Below are 14,892 nucleotides of genomic sequence, written 5' to 3' on the forward strand. Positions count from 1 at the left end.
GAACAAAGTAAGGAATGCGAAATGACGGGAAGATTCTCATTAACGATTATCCTCATCGGCATGGCACTTATCGGAGGTTGCGTGACTGAACAAACCCCGTTCCCGACAACGAGCAGTCCAATCATTCCGGAAGCAGAAGCCCCCGCAATAACAACACTGATTCCGCCAGCCACACCGACTTTGCTGGTACCTGGTTCCGTGCAGGATACTGTACCCACGTGCAGTCCCCCGGATGTTGCTCCAATAATTCCCGTACCGGTCGATACATCCATCCCAATCCGTGACCCGATGCCCGAGATCCGGTATTCCTTTAACAGAAGCGAATCCGGCAGGACTATCGTACTTGAGAAGGGAGATGTTGCTGAGATTAATCTCGGTTATGCATCAGGCCAGCCTTTTCATTGGATCGTCCAGGGGTCCGGATGCGGGATTAAACTCCTGAATGCCGGCGCGTACTCCTCTGGTGGCGATTTCTGGAACAACACCGGCAATTACCGGGCCAGGTACCGTGCAGTCAGCCCGGGGACATCGGTCCTGAACGGAAAACTTGTCCTCACACCCGAAGAAAACGGAATGCTTACGTTCAACCTCACTATGATCGTGAAGTAGGCCGGGTGCCTACCTATATCAGCAAGGAGAGGGAGCCACCGTCACACCCGGGCAAACGCCTTTGTGCTGCCCGGTGCCGGCGGGGGTGTTGGCCGGGTGAGGGGTACGGGGGCCATTGTCACGAGGAGATGGATGGGGGCCCTCCTGCGGCGGATCTCTGAGGGGGGCGGGATTAGTTTCACCCTGCGCAGGCAGAATATATGTGCCAGTATTCTGGAATATATCGATAGAGAATAATATTTCATTCAGGGACCGGGACTATGAAACCAGCCATCATCAGACGTCTTCACAAACATTTTAAGGATTTCGTCCACGTGCAGGATGGTGTAGAGTTCTGGTTTGCCCGTGATTTGCAGGGCCTTCTCGGGTACGATGAATGGAGGAATTTTTTAAACGTTATCGAAAAAGCAAAAGAGTCCTGTACATCTTCAGGTAATACCGTAGCAGACCATTTCGTTGACGCCAACAAAATGGTTCTCCTCGGATCGGGATCGCAAAGGAAGATCGAAGATCTCCTGCTCACCCGCTATGCCTGTTACCTCATCGCCCAGAACGGGGACCCGCGTAAGGAAGAGATCGCGTTTGCCCAGAGTTATTTCGCAGTGCAGACCCGAAAGCAGGAGATCATCGAAGACCACATCCGGCTTTCCGAGCGACTGAAAGCAAGGAAACACCTGAAGGATTCCGAAAAAGAATTATCCCGGAATATCTACGAACGGGGCGTGGATGAATCGGGTTTTGCCCGTATCCGCAGTAAAGGGGACGAAGCCCTGTTTGGCGGTCACTCCACCCACGCGATGAAGGAGCGCCTCGAAGTTCCTCAAAGCAGGCCTCTTGCGGATTTTCTCCCGACCGTTACTATCACCGCCAAGAACCTCGCAACCGAGATCACGAATTTCAATGTCTCCAAGGAGGATATGCATGGGGAAGATCCAATCACGACCGAACATGTTCAGAACAACCAGGACGTCCGGGACCTTCTCCTGAAACGGGGAATCTGTCCTGAAGCCCTGCCACCGGAAGAAGATCTCGTAAAACTGGAGCGAAGGGTCAAATCACAGGAGAAGACGATTGCCGGACGCTCGGGGAAAATTGTTTCATCATCACCGGATGAGAGATGCGGTAAACCATGATTCCGGATCGTTGCAGCTTCTGTAAAGGAAAACTCCGCAAGGGAACAACGGAATTTCTTACCCATGCTGCCGGTGAAGTCATCGTGATCAAGGATGTCCCTGCTTATGTCTGCGAGCAGTGTGGTGAGGCATATTACACAGCCGATACTTCCCGGAAAATCGATGGCGTGATGCGGGATGCCCACCAGAAGAAACTCTGCATGCGCCCGCTCCCTGCCGGTGAAGTATCGTTGAAGGGATAGTTTTGTTGCAAGTGAAAGGGCGGCCGGAACGACCGGGGCCGCTCTCCTGGGCTTGAACGAGCCGGGAGGGAGTGCGGTGAATTTCATTGTCTAATGAAAGATATAATTTGATAATATGTTGTTGGTTGGATGATTGAACAACCGGATTCTGTGGGGTGCGAAGTCGTGGCGTTAAGGAGAGATGATGAGTCGGAACATTTTGAGCACAGGGATTTGCCGGAAAAATTTTGCCGGACGTTGTTTGAAATTATTTACAGAGTCAACCCGGAATTTTTTTCACGGATCGTATGGAAAACTTTGTTCGCAAGGATGTTCGCGTTTGGGTTGGTGAGCAGGATCAAACGAATCGTGGCCGGAATTTTTTGCGAGACGATCCCCAGCCTGACAATAGTATCACCCTGAATCGGTAATTTCTGCCGGTTTTCAGGAGTGTTGATCCATATCCCGGAGAATTGTAAAAATCGCTGGTTTCACTTCAGGAAGATCGTTGACGATGACATCCCAGACAATTGAATAATCGATCCGGAAATACCCATGGATGATCCTGTTGCGAAGGGCGGCCATCTCTTTCCAGGGAAGATCCGGGTATTCCCCTTTTACCGACTCAGGGACATTATTTGCCGCTTCGCCGATTACTTCAATCGCACTCCGGACTGCGTGGCTGAAATAATCGTCATTGATGAGATCATTGAGGGTCCGATCTTTTGCTATCCGTTCCAGGAACGCGATCTCGTCAAGGATATGCCGGAGATAGACGCTGTCATCCTTCAATCCAGATCACCTCGGCCTCAATTCGGGGCCGGATGTACTTGTCAATCCCTTCGACCGTGATGAGATCCACATTCCTCATGAACAGGGCTTCCAGTCGCTCCGCAAGGGCAACAAAATTTTTCAGGGTAGCGTGTCCTTCGGCAAAGTCCACGACAACGTCAACATCGCTCTTCTTTGTCTCTTCACCGCGGGCAAACGAGCCGAAGATCCCGATCCGCGTCACCCCAAACGTACTGCGGATGGCCGGAGCTGCTGCTTCCAGTTTTTTTATAACCGGGCTTTTCCTCCGTGGCCTTGCGATGAGTCCGGGCATGCCGTTCCTTCCTATATGGAATTGGACATCCGGGTACTATAAGGATATGGGGGGACAGGAATGCTGGGCCGGTATCGTGAAGTCTCGAACGAAGGGGGCAGGCTGGGCACCGCCATATCCGGCCGATTGGTTTTGTGTTGCCCGGTGCCGGCGGGGGTGCTGGCCGGTTGTGGAGTGTGGGGGCCGTTGCCCGCGGAGGGGAGAGGGGCGGCCGGAAACCCTGCAAAGAATGAAAAACAGAACGGTAAGGTAAAAAGAGACGAATTTCCCCGCGCAGGTTTTTACTTACGCCGGGAGAGATCTCTTCCGGCCAATCCCTGCTCATTTCATTTTCCTTTTCTTCCCGGGCACCATTCGTATTTTCGAACGTGTAGCTGATTGGGACAGAAATCATATATATCAAAATTATAAATCGCTCAGTGTGGACAACCGGTAGTTGTTTCACAAGAAGAAGAGGACGGGTTCGCCCCAGGTAGAATTGCGGCTGAACCCGGTCCCGCCCGTAGGCATGAGAACATTATCTTCTGATCCTATGAAGGTTTTCCCCTGCCGGCGAGCGAAGCGCATGGAAACATGCGGGGAGTTGAAGAAAAATGAACATACACAAAACAGTTTTTGTCCTGCTGGCACTGTTGCTGGCGGGGATGGCGATAGTACCAATGGTGAATGCGGCGGAAGATACAGGAACAGTAAACTCTGTTGGAATAAATCGGGGATTACCAGATCCTATGAATGATCCGGTAATTAAGGCGATACTTGAAAATGCAACCGCCATGGAATCATTACCTGATTCTATTGCAGCTAAATCTGATAAGAACGGCAATATTACAGCATCCCGTTTTGATGCAAAAACGGAAGCATACCTGAACAATTATATCAGCCCTGCTAATAACCTGGTCAAAACCATGAAAAATGGAGGCTACACCGAAGATCAGATTACACAATTCTTAAATATGAATGGATATGGCTGGGATCCAAAAACCGGTGCAAGCTGGAAAGGAACCGCACCCACACCTGAAGAACAAAAGATCATTAACAAAATCCGTGGGCAGGATTATTCTCCCTATGGTGCATTCTCACAGACCAGATCGTCATCTGCAATAGCGAGGGATGGAAGAGCCGGAGGAGCTACGCAAAGTGTAAACAATGAAAATACATTTGTTGGATTTAATGGATATATGAATCCGGGATCAATGTTCGTAAGTTCAGCAGGCACATTCCAGCATGTTGTTACAACCCATGTTGGTAAAAAAACACCCTCCGGTCAGGATGACTGGACAGAAGCCGGTGTCTTGAATTCCATGAACGATGCCTACGCCCGTTATTTCACCTATGATAATGATGAAGGAGCATGGCAGTTTCATGGAGCGGCCGAAGTTGAATGGTATAAAAATTATGCAATTTATGTTACGAGCTCATCAGATTCATCCGGATATATTTATAACATTTGGATTGATAATAATTGGGTTCGGAGCGGTCACCTTAAAGCCCGGCAGACCGGAATAAATAATGCAAATGAAATCTGGTCTCTGGGGACAAACTGGTTTGATTACGATGATATTAATCCGGCATTCCAGAACGAGAACCTCTATACAACATCAGGTTCCGTACAGTGGGGCGATTATCCCACTACGGGGACATCCCTGAGCAGCGATCCCTATGGATATGTTCTGAAGGATCACTATATGAATAGCGGCACATGGAAGTTTTACTCATGGAATGTGTGAAATCTGCAATCATTTCAACCCTTTTTTTCCTGATTCTTATTGAAGGATGCCTTTTATCTGGATGCGTCTTTGATAAACCGGATCATGAAACACAGGCAGTTATTGCGGATACCAATTCCACTGCGATAGCAATCGCACTCAATGATACCAGGATCAGAACCTATCTTGCATATGATGGGTCTTATAAGATTCTCTACGCGGGCCCAACAGATTTTGAATCTGATAATTCCATCTTTCATGTAACCGCTGTTGAGATCGATACACCTAATGATCTTTACCATGTGTATGTCAATGTCACAAATGGTACAGTAGATCATATCTGGCCGCAGCCAAAAAGAAGTTCTCCGGCCGATCCGTTACCCGATTCAACACAGGATCCCGGACCCGTATGTAATTCTAATCTCCAAATCATTGCCCCGGTCGATACATCCGTGCCCGTCCGGGACCCGATGCCCGGGATCCGGTATTCCTTAAACCGGAGCGATTCAGACAGGACGATTGTACTCGAAAAGGGAGATATTGTCGAGGTCACACTCGGGTTTGCCCCGGGACTTGCCATGCGCTGGATCGTCCCGGTCTCCGGGTGTGGTATAGAGCTGGTGAATGACGGCACCTATTATAGTGGCGGCGATTTCTGGAACAACACCGGATACTACCGCGCACGGTACCGGGCAATCAGCCCCGGGACTTCAGTTCTGAATGGAAAACTGGTCTTCAGGCCTGAGGACCCGGGGGGTCTCCGGTTCAATCTTACCCTGATTGTGAAGTAGGCCGGGCAACTCCCTGTATCAACAAGGAGAGGGAGCCCTCGCCCTCTCCGGCCGGAATGGCTTTGTGCTGCCCGGTGCCGGCGGGGGTGCTGGCCGGGATGTGGTGAGGGGCTGTTGCAAAAAGTGTATAGGGAAAAGGCGGCCGGCACCGGATGTAACCACACCGTCAATGCATTAATAATAATGACAGACATACAACTTCCAGAGAGATCAATGGAACCACTCGTCCTCCTCCGGCAGCACGAACTGGAATTAAAAAAACGGTTTGGTGTTGCAACGATTGGCATATTCGGCTCATATGTACGGGGAGAAGAGCGGCCGGAGAGCGATGTGGATGTCCTTGTCACGTTCCGAAGGGGAGAAGAAACGTTCGACAATTATATGGACTGCAAGTTCTATCTCGAAGATCTGTTCGGGCGTAAAGTCGATCTCGTCATGAAAGGTGCAATAAAAAAGCGGCTGAAACCCTACATACTTGGCGAGGTCGTGTATGCATAGAACTACGCTCCAGTTCCTTGACGATATCCTTGAATCAATTGCCAATATTGAGGAGGATACAAGCGGTATCACCTTCGAGGATTTTTCAAAAGATCGGAGGAGACGGGATGCGGTTATCCGGAATTTCCAGGTCATAGGTGAGGCCATCAAGAATCTCCCGATGGATCTCAAAGAGCGATATCCGGGAACGGACTGGAAAAAGATTGCCGGATTCCGCGATGTTCTTACCCATGTCTATTTCGGAATAAAATATTCGATTCTCTGGGATAATGCAACAAACAATCTGCCCGATCTTAAAAGAGCTATTGCAAAAATTCTGAAAGAAGAAACACGAAGAGAGAGAAGCCCGGCAAAATAGTCTTTCAACAGGATGCCAGGATTCTCCGGATTACATCACGCGTTTCTTCAGCCCGGCAAGACTGATCGTGCCCTCGTCCCGCCACTCGGCAACCATCGCGAGGTCGTGGAGGTCTTCCCGGAGATGCTCGTATTCACGGATGGGGAGCATCACCGCGACCTTGTTGCCGCTCTCGTCCATGATATACTGTTCCGCAGCTGACGTACAGGTTCCTGATTATACGGTGTATTTCCCTGAGGATTATGATCGCTTTTCGTGCAACAGGGGGTGGGGAGGAATCGCCCTATCCGGGCAAACGGCTTTGTGCTGCCCGGTGCCGGTCGGGGTGTGGGAAAAGGGGGCGGCCGGAAACCCTGCAAAGAATGAAAAACAGAACGGTAAGGTAAAAAGAGACGAATTTCCCCGCGCAGGTTTTTACTTACGCCGGGAGAGATCTCTTCCGGCCAATCCCTGCTCATTTCATTTTCCTTTTCTTCCCGGGCACCTTTCGTATTTTCGAACGTGTAGCTGATTGGGACAGAAATCATATATATCAAAATTATAAATCGCTCAGTGTGGACAACCGGTAGTTGTTTCACAAGAAGAAGAGGACGGGTTCGCCCCAGGTAGAATTGCGGCTGAACCCGGTCCCGCCCGTAGGCATGAGAACATTATCTTCTGATCCTATGAAGGTTTTCCCCTGCCGGCGAGCGAAGCGCATGGAAACATGCGGGGAGTTGAAGAAAAATGAACATACACAAAACAGTTTTTGTCCTGCTGGCACTGTTGTTGGCCGGGATGGCGATAGTACCAATGGTGAATGCGGCGGACACGAGTGATAAGGCAAATATGGTCGGTGTCACGGTTCCCGCCCCTGAATCTGTTGATTTCAGCGAACTGAAAGCACGACATACAGAACACTCTGAGGAAGCATTTATTCTTACAGATCCCGTCACATTTCTGACCTTCTGGAATAACAAACTGGAATGGGGATTATCCCAGCAGCAGATAGAAACCGGTGTCAAAAAAATGGAAGCCGGAGATCTGAAAAAATATTGGGACGATTCGGAAAAATATTACGAGATAAACAATCCTGAAGAATTCAGTCGGGATCTGCAAAGGGGTCTTGGAATAACGAGCGAACAGGCGGCTATCTTTGTTAAAGCCCAAAAAGAGCAAACGCGCCTGGATTACCAGAATTATCAGGCCCCATCCCAATCTGCACTCTCCTCATTGCAGAAATCATCCATGGTTCTTACTGCAAGTCCAAGCACCCAGTCAGCACCTTCTGCAACAGGATACCTGTATACAGTACTTATCTTTACCGACTTCCAGATCCCCAGTGAAGAGGGAGCATGGAGAGACTCGCACAAAGAGGATGCCTGGTACGATGCCTGGATGGGAACAAATCAGATTGAAAGCCAGGCAGATTCAAGAGCCGGCGTAGATAATTCCGTAGGAACGTATTCTGTCACAGTGAGCGGACAAAATACCGGGGACAACAGTAATGCATGGGGTTCTTCAGGATGGATGGAACGGGCTGCGCAAAACCTTGGCTACACGGACAGTAACAGCGACGGCAGGTATACCGATGATATGGCCCGGGCGCTCAAGAGTTATCAGGGTGCAGATTCGGTAATGCTGATGTTCGCCACGCATGATATAACCCGTTCCTATGCGGTAGGTCCCGATCAGGGATATGCAGATAAAGCAGCGATAGGATACTGGTGGATGGGATCAGACAGCGCAGTGCACTTCGCAACACAATACCACTATGAACATGAGGCACTGCACCTTTACGGGGCACTGGATGAATATGAGGGCCAAAGTTACTGCGGGCAGGCAAGTAGTCTTGCAGTCGATCCAATGCAACAGTTCTATACAAATACCAACAATTTCAACTGTTCAGTATCAACAACCAGTGTAATGCGGGATCTGGGCCAAACCGTGATAAGCCTGTCAACGAAACGGTTCATTGGTTGGGGAGACCATGACAATGACGGAACACTTGATCCATTTGACAGTTCCCCATAATTTTCTATTTATTTTTCGTATCATGAAATTTGCACTACCTGTCCTTATCGGGATATTGATGATCATTCCCGCAATCCACGCTGAACCGGATATGAATACTTCAACGATTCCCTCCGGCGATTCAGTCATTATTCTCGATATTAAAGCTCCTCAGGAGAAAAAGGTCTTTCTGAATTTGCCAGAACCACCTCGTGTTACAGTGATTGGTTATGTGAGAAACATGGAATCATTGCAATCGGTCATCGTCAGTTCCAATGAAGGGTCGACAGATTGTGGCAACACATCGTTTATATCCTGTACGATTCCGGTTACAAAAGGTCTGAACCAGATCACTATCACGGCCATGGATTCTGTCGGGAGACGGGTATCTACGACAAGAAATTTCTCAATAGAATACGGAGTGCCTGATCTACCACCCAGAATTACCATATCCGGAAAAATTACTACACCGGACGGTCGTCCCGTAGCGGGGGCAACAGTCCGAACGGAATTTCCCCGGCCTTATGATACAAAAACGGTTACCGTACAGTCAGATGCCGATGGTACGTATCGTATCAACAACGCACATGGATTCCGCCAGAAAATCAGTGTGGAAAAAAACGGGTATACAAATATTACAAAAGAGATGACTTTTACGCAAAACGTTAATACCGCTGATTTCATCTTAGAACCGACAACAAAATCCGCTTCCGGATTAACGATAGTCATGTGCTTTGTCGCGATATTCGGAGTTATTCTGATTTTTTCCCGGAAACAGCAGACACATCTCGTGTGAGGACTTACCGGGTTTGGAAACCTTTTTTTCCGGTTACTATCCGAGTCGGTAAAATTCAAGTGAGGTACGCGAGATTCTACTGTCCGCTCATCCTGCATGGGGGGCGTTGCCTGAGGGTAACGAGTTGAGGGAGTGGGCTGGGCATCGTCCTACCCGGCCGAATGGCTTTGTGCTGGCCGGTGCCGGCGGGGGTGCTGCCCGGGTGTGATGGGAAGAAGGTGTTGTCCAGGGCGGGGGAGAGGGGAATGAGAGCGAAGAATTCCGAACCAGATATTTTTCAGAAATATCATCGGTTTCCAGGAAAATAGATCCCGTCCGCCCGCGACAACAATATTCATCAGGGTCCATGGGAAACGATAAACAAGGAGAAGTGGATTGCCCCATGACGGTTGATCCCGGGGAATGGTTCCGGCAGGCACAGTATGATCTCGGCACTGCAGAATCGCTCGTTTCTTCCGGCAGGTATCCCCCGGCGGTTTTTTTCTGCCACCTGGCACTGGAAAAAGCCCTCAAGGCTCTTTGTGCAGAGAAATTCGACAGTGAACCGGACAAAACACATAATCTTGTCTATCTTGTTGAACTCCTTGGACTCGAACTGCCGCAGCCATACCTGGACTCGTTGTTTGTCATAAACAGGACCGGGGTCACGGGACGCTATCCCCATAACCTTGAAAAGGTTCTTGAACAATATACAACAGAAAAGACCCGAAAACTGCTTGCGGATACGCGGGAGATTCTTACATGGTTGATGCAAAGGTCCTCGAAGCGGTGAACTATTTCAGTAAAATAATCCGTGAGAGCGGGATCCATATCGATAGTATTATTCTGTTTGGCTCTTCGAGTACAGGCCTGACACGACCGGGCAGCGACATCGACCTTGCAATCATATCCGATGATTTCGCGGGCCGGGATATTTTCGACAGGGCGCTCCTGACCCGGGACGCAGAATTAAACACGATTAAAAAATTCCGGGTGCCGCTCGACATCGTGACCCTGACAACCGAAGAGCTTGCCGATACGGCATCGCCGATTGCAGGGACACTCCGGAACGGGATTGCCCTGCTCCCGACTTCCTCGGTGTGATCGAATACTTTTTTAGATTCTGCCGGCATCTCATGTCCGAACAGGGAGTCTGCCCCACATCAGCAGCGAGGGCTGGGCATTGGCACACCCGGGCAAACGGCTTTGTGCTGCCCGGTGCCGGCGCGGGGGTGCTGCCCGGGGGCCGTTGCCGGGGTGTGGGAAAAGGGGGCGGCCGGAAACCCTGCAAAGAATGAAAAACAGAACGGTAAGGTAAAAAGAGACGAATTTCCCCGCGCGGGTTTTTACTTACGCCGGGAGAGATCTCTTCCGGCCAATCCCTGCTCATTTCATTTTCCTTTTCTTCCCGGGCACCTTTCGTATTTTCGAACGTGTAGCTGATTGTGAGAGAAATCATATATATCAAAATTATAAATCGCTCAGTGTGGACGGCCGGGGTTTGTTCCACGAAAAGTGAAGGACGGGTTCGCCAAGCCACAAACCTGTGTTGAACCCGGTCCCGCCCGTAGGCATGAGAAGATTGTCTTCACTCCTTATGAAGATTTTCCCGTGCCGGCGAGCGGAGACTCTGTAAAAATGTAAAGGAGTTGAAGAAAAAATGAATCTATCTAAAATTGGCGTCGTCCTGCTGGCATTGCTGCTGGCGGGGATGGCGGTAGTACCGTGCGTGAGCGCGGTGGAAAATGAAAATGATGTCGACCAGGCCACTGCCCAACACATCGCAGAAATGCATATGCAATCGGTAGCAACAATGTCCGGGGATTACAAAGAATGGGTAACCGGAACATTACAGCCGTCAACGGTGTATTATGACCTGAATGATCACAAGACTGCCTACTTGTTTGATGTCTCTGTGGATGGCCTTTATTCCGGATATATCCTGACATCTGCAACACGAAACAACTATCCTATTCTGGAATTCTCCCGCGGAAAAGTACCGGATGCTGGTCCTGAGACGCTATCCCGGGCTCAACAGGCAGTCCAGTCTTCAGTTGATACGAAAACGCAGAATGTTGGATCACCCAGGCTCCTCTACCTGGGCGGTACCTTTTACTTTGCCCAATATCCTGTAACGGATTCCGAAGGCAGTACCATTGAAACAAAGTTCGTTGATCTCTCTGACAATTCCATCGTTGACCTGCAGGATTTAGCAAAAAAGTATCCTCTGGACAGAGAAGAACAAAAAAACCGTGAAGCTGCGAGAATCAAGAAGGCAAATCAGATGTGGGACTCTTATGATAATCCTGCCCCTGCGTCAGTATCGGGCATGTCCAAAACGTATGGATCAAAATACATCCAGGGAGTTCCACTCTACAGTCAGCCTCTGAATAACTATTGTTCGCCAACATCAGCGGGAATGGTACTTTCCTACTGGGATTCACATGGATATCCCAATATACCTGACAATTCATATACTCTCGTCACTGAACTCGCCACAGCGATGAGTACATCGACAAGTACCGGGACTTACATATATAATGTGGATGATGGCATGAACACAGTCAGTTCCAACCATGGATATGGAAGTTCTCTCACTTTTAATGAAGATGGCTGGGTGACATTCGCCGATGTAAAAACGGAGGTCAATGCAAACAAGCCTTTCGTTCTCAATATGCTGGGAGGTGGCACAGGATACGGTCGGTCGCAGGCATATGGGGATCATAGTGTAGCCGTTGTTGGCTATGAATCCTATTTGTCCGGTGACTATGTCGTTATCCAGGACACGTGGACTCCCCTGACATCAATTTCACTGCAGTTTGACAGCTGGCTTGGTGCGGTTGCGGATTATTCCCGACCCACGTAATTTTTTTACTAAATATGGACTGAAACGATGATCGTAAACAGGAAAAAAATTCTGATCTTTATCGGACTCGTAATCCTGGGATCAGCGATCATTCTGGGAGTCCTCACGGGATTGAGGACAGATCCCGTGCCCCCCCAGATCCGGGCAGGATGGTATCTTCCCCAGCAGGATATTGTATGGACGCGTCCCGGATCCGGAACAAATCCTTCATCCCGTGAACATTTCGTCCTTTCAGGAGTACGCGATGGACCGGCTCCACAATTTCCTGCACTATCACCGTATTGCCGGTATGAGAATTATACTCAGGAGAATACCGATGACAGGTACATGATTGCAGTATGGTACTTTTACGAGAAGAGCAGGTTTCTCGCATCGCGCGAACAACTGAAAAAATTTCTCGTATCTTCAGGAACGATCACGGATATTGATTTGAATTTTTCCGGATCTCTGGCTATAGATCAGCCAGGTTACACGGACATGGATTCAGGGAACAATGACCTGCTGCCTGTCAGACTGAATACAACCGGGTATGAGAGTTTAGGTACTGCGGGACTGTTTTTCACGGTTGAAATTTCCGGGTACGGGGTACAACCCGGTGAGATACAATATTCCGGAAATAACGAACATTATATTGTGTATTATGGAACAGCAGAACCGGCCAGTCTTGCATCACGAATCGATATCCTCCGTGAGATTATCGGGCAGACATATACATATGATCGGGTAATTTCCGCCGAACCACTTTAAAAAGGGATGAAGAGGGTGGCCGTTGCCGGAGTGTGGGGGAGAGGGTGACCGGGGGTCAGGGCTTCCGACGGAGGGGGGTCCGGAACACCCGCATGGCCGGTCAACTAACGGACAGATATAGGGGGTGCCCCGGCCAACCGCGATTGTAACGTTGCCGTGCATTACCTCACCAATTCCCGTCGTAAAACCCTGATCAATTCCGGAACAATTACCGTGTTTTCCGGAATCATTGCCTCATCAAAAAAGGGTGGTGAGGCAAAACGCATACAACCGGGCATAATACAGGCCCGGAGTTTCTACCCCGTATGGAAGGGAAAACAGGAGTATTACAAAGAGGGGGTAACCCCCCCACTCTTCTCCCTCTCTGCGACTCCGGCAAGGTACTCGATCGTCTTTCCGGATTCGAGCCGGTTCCCGTCGCGGTCGATCTCCACGATTGTGGACGGTGTGACCTGGAAAAATCTCCACGTGCCGTGCCGTGATCGGATCCAAAGCTCGGTCACAATCGCAGCGTCGCGGGCGATGACCCGGAGCCGGGCAAGATCGCTTGCGTAATACTCCACAAGCTCGGGGACCGGTGCGAGAATTTTTGGCGCAAACATGATAGTCGCGAACACAATCGGGATCTTCGAAACGATGGAGAGATCATAGATCCTCTCCGGTCCGCCCATTGCCAGCTGGATGAGGCCACGGGCTTTGGCGATCGGGATCGCGTCCCGGAGTGCCCGGTGGGCGCGAGCCCTGCGGTGGATCATGAGGGGCGGCCCCGAAAGATTTCGCGGGCCCGTCCCGGAACCTGCGGATTGTTCAACGATGCATTCTTTGATTTCGGCTCGCGGGGAAATGTTCCAGCCGGCCGGGTGTTTTGATTGAAGGTTGTGCTTATGCTTTCATCTCCATTGTTCAGACTTCGTTATGGTCTGGTGGTCGGTGCGAACGGGCCGCTCTCCCGGGGTTGTAAGAGCCTGGGGGAGTGCGGTGAATTTCATTGTATAAAAAATGATATATTTGAATAATATGTTGTCGGTTGAATGATTGAACTGCGGGATTCTATGGGGCGACACGCACCCCGCATACCTATTTATCGGGAGACACCCTCACTACCCATATGCACCGGGCATTTGTTCCCCCTTCTGGAGAGATGACGCAGGAGCCTGCTGACACCAGGGCGACGTCGATCTGGAAGAAAGTCCGTGTCTCCGTATTCGGTGCGGGCACCGGCCGGGCCAGGATCGGTTTTCCGTACGTGATGTGGATGAAGAAGAAGCGGTGAGTGGTGCAACAAGACTGATGAGAAAAAACGTTCTCTTGTATTATTTATTCCAATCTTACCTTATCCCCCAGTTTTTCTTTGAACCGCAAGTAGATTTTTACAATTGTATCGGTATTAAAAAAAACTAAACCATATTTTTGTGTTGTTCCATTCATTGATATCACAATCCGATGTTTGCGGTCATACCCATACGTATTCGATTCGTCAGATTCGAATTCTGCATCAGGTCGCACCGATGTTATATCTGCATATCTGATAATTGTTTTCCTGTCAATGCCAAAAAGATACAACAGATGTGATCTGATTTGCACCGAATCACCTGCAAAGATGAAAACTGGTGTTGCATACAATATCCAAGTAAAAAGTACAATCAGGAAGGAAGAACCTATGATATAAACAAACATGTCTTCATCGGGTTTTCTGAGAAAGAGTCCATAGATAATCCCCCATATACTTAGAAGTATCAAAAACAGAAAAAAAATAATTACCCCCGTTGATGGTTTAAATAGCAATTGTTTCCTGTCTTTTTGTTCAGCCTCCCTGACCTCTTCTTTCTTCATCTCCTGCATCAGGGGTTTATTATAAATTTGAAAAACCAGTTTAACAAGCAGGGAAGTTACGATTACAAAAAACGCAATGCGCTGAATTTCACCAGATGCTCCGACAAGAACCGGGTCTTGTATGCCAATAACAGAGGCCCAGGGAATAATCAAAAGTATGATTACACAGAAAATGATTGATAAATTCTTAATAATTTCTTCCCTCTTCATCATCTTCAACCGCCTCTTATTTTAAAAATATATATTATTCTTCAGTTG

Annotated in this window: 19 protein-coding genes; 14 read left to right on the forward strand and 5 right to left on the reverse strand. The window is 49.2% G+C overall.

What is annotated here, in order from left to right; all coding sequences use genetic code 11:
* Window positions 1-21 precede the first annotated feature (21 nt).
* The 3 genes from METFOR_RS15335 to METFOR_RS07725 all read left to right on the forward strand — a co-directional run bounded on the left by METFOR_RS15335 (window position 22) and on the right by METFOR_RS07725 (window position 1,984).
* On the forward strand, window positions 22-609 hold the full coding sequence (locus tag METFOR_RS15335) for a hypothetical protein (protein ID WP_015285560.1): 588 nt from the start codon (window positions 22-24) through the stop codon (window positions 607-609).
* A 260-nt stretch (window positions 610-869) separates the two neighbouring features.
* Window positions 870-1,742, forward strand: coding sequence for a DNA damage-inducible protein D (gene dinD / locus METFOR_RS07720; protein WP_015285561.1), 873 nt, complete (start codon window positions 870-872; stop codon window positions 1,740-1,742).
* Complete coding sequence (locus METFOR_RS07725; protein ID WP_015285562.1) at window positions 1,739-1,984, forward strand: type II toxin-antitoxin system MqsA family antitoxin; 246 nt, start codon at window positions 1,739-1,741, stop codon at window positions 1,982-1,984. The genes dinD and METFOR_RS07725 overlap by 4 nt, the downstream gene beginning before the upstream one ends.
* Window positions 1,985-2,407: 423 nt before the next feature.
* Here METFOR_RS07725 and METFOR_RS07735 read toward each other — a convergent pair whose 3' ends face one another.
* Window positions 2,408-2,755 carry a HepT-like ribonuclease domain-containing protein gene (locus METFOR_RS07735; RefSeq protein ID WP_015285563.1) on the reverse strand — a complete coding sequence of 116 codons (348 nt, stop codon included), beginning with the start codon at window positions 2,753-2,755 and terminating at the stop codon, window positions 2,408-2,410.
* Window positions 2,745-3,068, reverse strand: coding sequence for a nucleotidyltransferase family protein (locus tag METFOR_RS07740; RefSeq protein WP_015285564.1), 324 nt, complete (start codon window positions 3,066-3,068; stop codon window positions 2,745-2,747). Before METFOR_RS07740 ends, METFOR_RS07735 begins: the two co-directional genes overlap by 11 nt.
* Before the next feature lie 593 nt (window positions 3,069-3,661).
* Between METFOR_RS07740 and METFOR_RS07745 the strand changes: the two genes are divergently transcribed.
* From METFOR_RS07745 to METFOR_RS07760, 4 genes are all read left to right on the forward strand, one after another.
* A complete protein-coding gene (locus METFOR_RS07745) occupies window positions 3,662-4,795 on the forward strand; it encodes a hypothetical protein (RefSeq protein WP_015285565.1) in 1,134 nt (377 codons plus the stop codon).
* A 431-nt stretch (window positions 4,796-5,226) separates the two neighbouring features.
* Entirely contained in the window at window positions 5,227-5,565 is a 339-nt protein-coding gene (locus METFOR_RS15340; RefSeq protein WP_148277634.1) for a hypothetical protein, read from the forward strand.
* Between the two features lie 213 nt (window positions 5,566-5,778).
* Window positions 5,779-6,063 carry a nucleotidyltransferase family protein gene (locus METFOR_RS07755; protein WP_015285567.1) on the forward strand — a complete coding sequence of 95 codons (285 nt, stop codon included), beginning with the start codon at window positions 5,779-5,781 and terminating at the stop codon, window positions 6,061-6,063.
* Window positions 6,041-6,421, forward strand: coding sequence for a HepT-like ribonuclease domain-containing protein (locus METFOR_RS07760; RefSeq protein ID WP_233504368.1), 381 nt, complete (start codon window positions 6,041-6,043; stop codon window positions 6,419-6,421). Before METFOR_RS07755 ends, METFOR_RS07760 begins: the two co-directional genes overlap by 23 nt.
* A gap of 30 nt (window positions 6,422-6,451) precedes the next feature.
* Here METFOR_RS07760 and METFOR_RS15130 read toward each other — a convergent pair whose 3' ends face one another.
* Window positions 6,452-6,604: a type II toxin-antitoxin system Phd/YefM family antitoxin gene (locus METFOR_RS15130; protein ID WP_449405391.1), complete on the reverse strand. Its 153-nt coding sequence runs from the start codon at window positions 6,602-6,604 to the stop codon at window positions 6,452-6,454.
* A gap of 543 nt (window positions 6,605-7,147) precedes the next feature.
* On the opposite strand from METFOR_RS15130, the gene METFOR_RS07765 reads away from it, so the two are divergent.
* The 6 genes from METFOR_RS07765 (at window position 7,148) to METFOR_RS15945 (ending at window position 12,801) form a co-directional block, all read left to right on the forward strand.
* Window positions 7,148-8,434: a hypothetical protein gene (locus METFOR_RS07765; RefSeq protein WP_015285570.1), complete on the forward strand. Its 1,287-nt coding sequence runs from the start codon at window positions 7,148-7,150 to the stop codon at window positions 8,432-8,434.
* Window positions 8,391-9,209 carry a carboxypeptidase-like regulatory domain-containing protein gene (locus tag METFOR_RS07770; protein ID WP_083883414.1) on the forward strand — a complete coding sequence of 273 codons (819 nt, stop codon included), beginning with the start codon at window positions 8,391-8,393 and terminating at the stop codon, window positions 9,207-9,209. Before METFOR_RS07765 ends, METFOR_RS07770 begins: the two co-directional genes overlap by 44 nt.
* A 382-nt stretch (window positions 9,210-9,591) precedes the next feature.
* Entirely contained in the window at window positions 9,592-9,981 is a 390-nt protein-coding gene (locus METFOR_RS14850; protein WP_015285572.1) for a HEPN domain-containing protein, read from the forward strand.
* Window positions 9,951-10,292: a nucleotidyltransferase domain-containing protein gene (locus tag METFOR_RS07780; protein WP_015285573.1), complete on the forward strand. Its 342-nt coding sequence runs from the start codon at window positions 9,951-9,953 to the stop codon at window positions 10,290-10,292. Before METFOR_RS14850 ends, METFOR_RS07780 begins: the two co-directional genes overlap by 31 nt.
* A 556-nt stretch (window positions 10,293-10,848) precedes the next feature.
* Window positions 10,849-12,054: a C39 family peptidase gene (locus tag METFOR_RS07785; protein WP_015285574.1), complete on the forward strand. Its 1,206-nt coding sequence runs from the start codon at window positions 10,849-10,851 to the stop codon at window positions 12,052-12,054.
* A gap of 327 nt (window positions 12,055-12,381) precedes the next feature.
* Window positions 12,382-12,801, forward strand: a complete 420-nt coding sequence (locus tag METFOR_RS15945; RefSeq protein WP_233504370.1) for a hypothetical protein — start codon at window positions 12,382-12,384, stop codon at window positions 12,799-12,801.
* Between the two features lie 326 nt (window positions 12,802-13,127).
* On the opposite strand, the gene METFOR_RS07795 is transcribed toward METFOR_RS15945, so the two are convergent.
* Window positions 13,128-13,556 carry a hypothetical protein gene (locus tag METFOR_RS07795; protein WP_015285576.1) on the reverse strand — a complete coding sequence of 143 codons (429 nt, stop codon included), beginning with the start codon at window positions 13,554-13,556 and terminating at the stop codon, window positions 13,128-13,130.
* A 353-nt stretch (window positions 13,557-13,909) separates the two neighbouring features.
* On the opposite strand from METFOR_RS07795, the gene METFOR_RS15565 reads away from it, so the two are divergent.
* Window positions 13,910-14,074, forward strand: coding sequence for a hypothetical protein (locus tag METFOR_RS15565; protein WP_015285577.1), 165 nt, complete (start codon window positions 13,910-13,912; stop codon window positions 14,072-14,074).
* Between the two features lie 44 nt (window positions 14,075-14,118).
* On the opposite strand, the gene METFOR_RS07800 is transcribed toward METFOR_RS15565, so the two are convergent.
* Complete coding sequence (locus METFOR_RS07800) at window positions 14,119-14,847, reverse strand: hypothetical protein (protein WP_015285578.1); 729 nt, start codon at window positions 14,845-14,847, stop codon at window positions 14,119-14,121.
* Window positions 14,848-14,892 lie beyond the last annotated feature (45 nt).

This window comes from Methanoregula formicica SMSP (assembly GCF_000327485.1).
GTDB lineage: Archaea > Halobacteriota > Methanomicrobia > Methanomicrobiales > Methanospirillaceae > Methanoregula > Methanoregula formicica.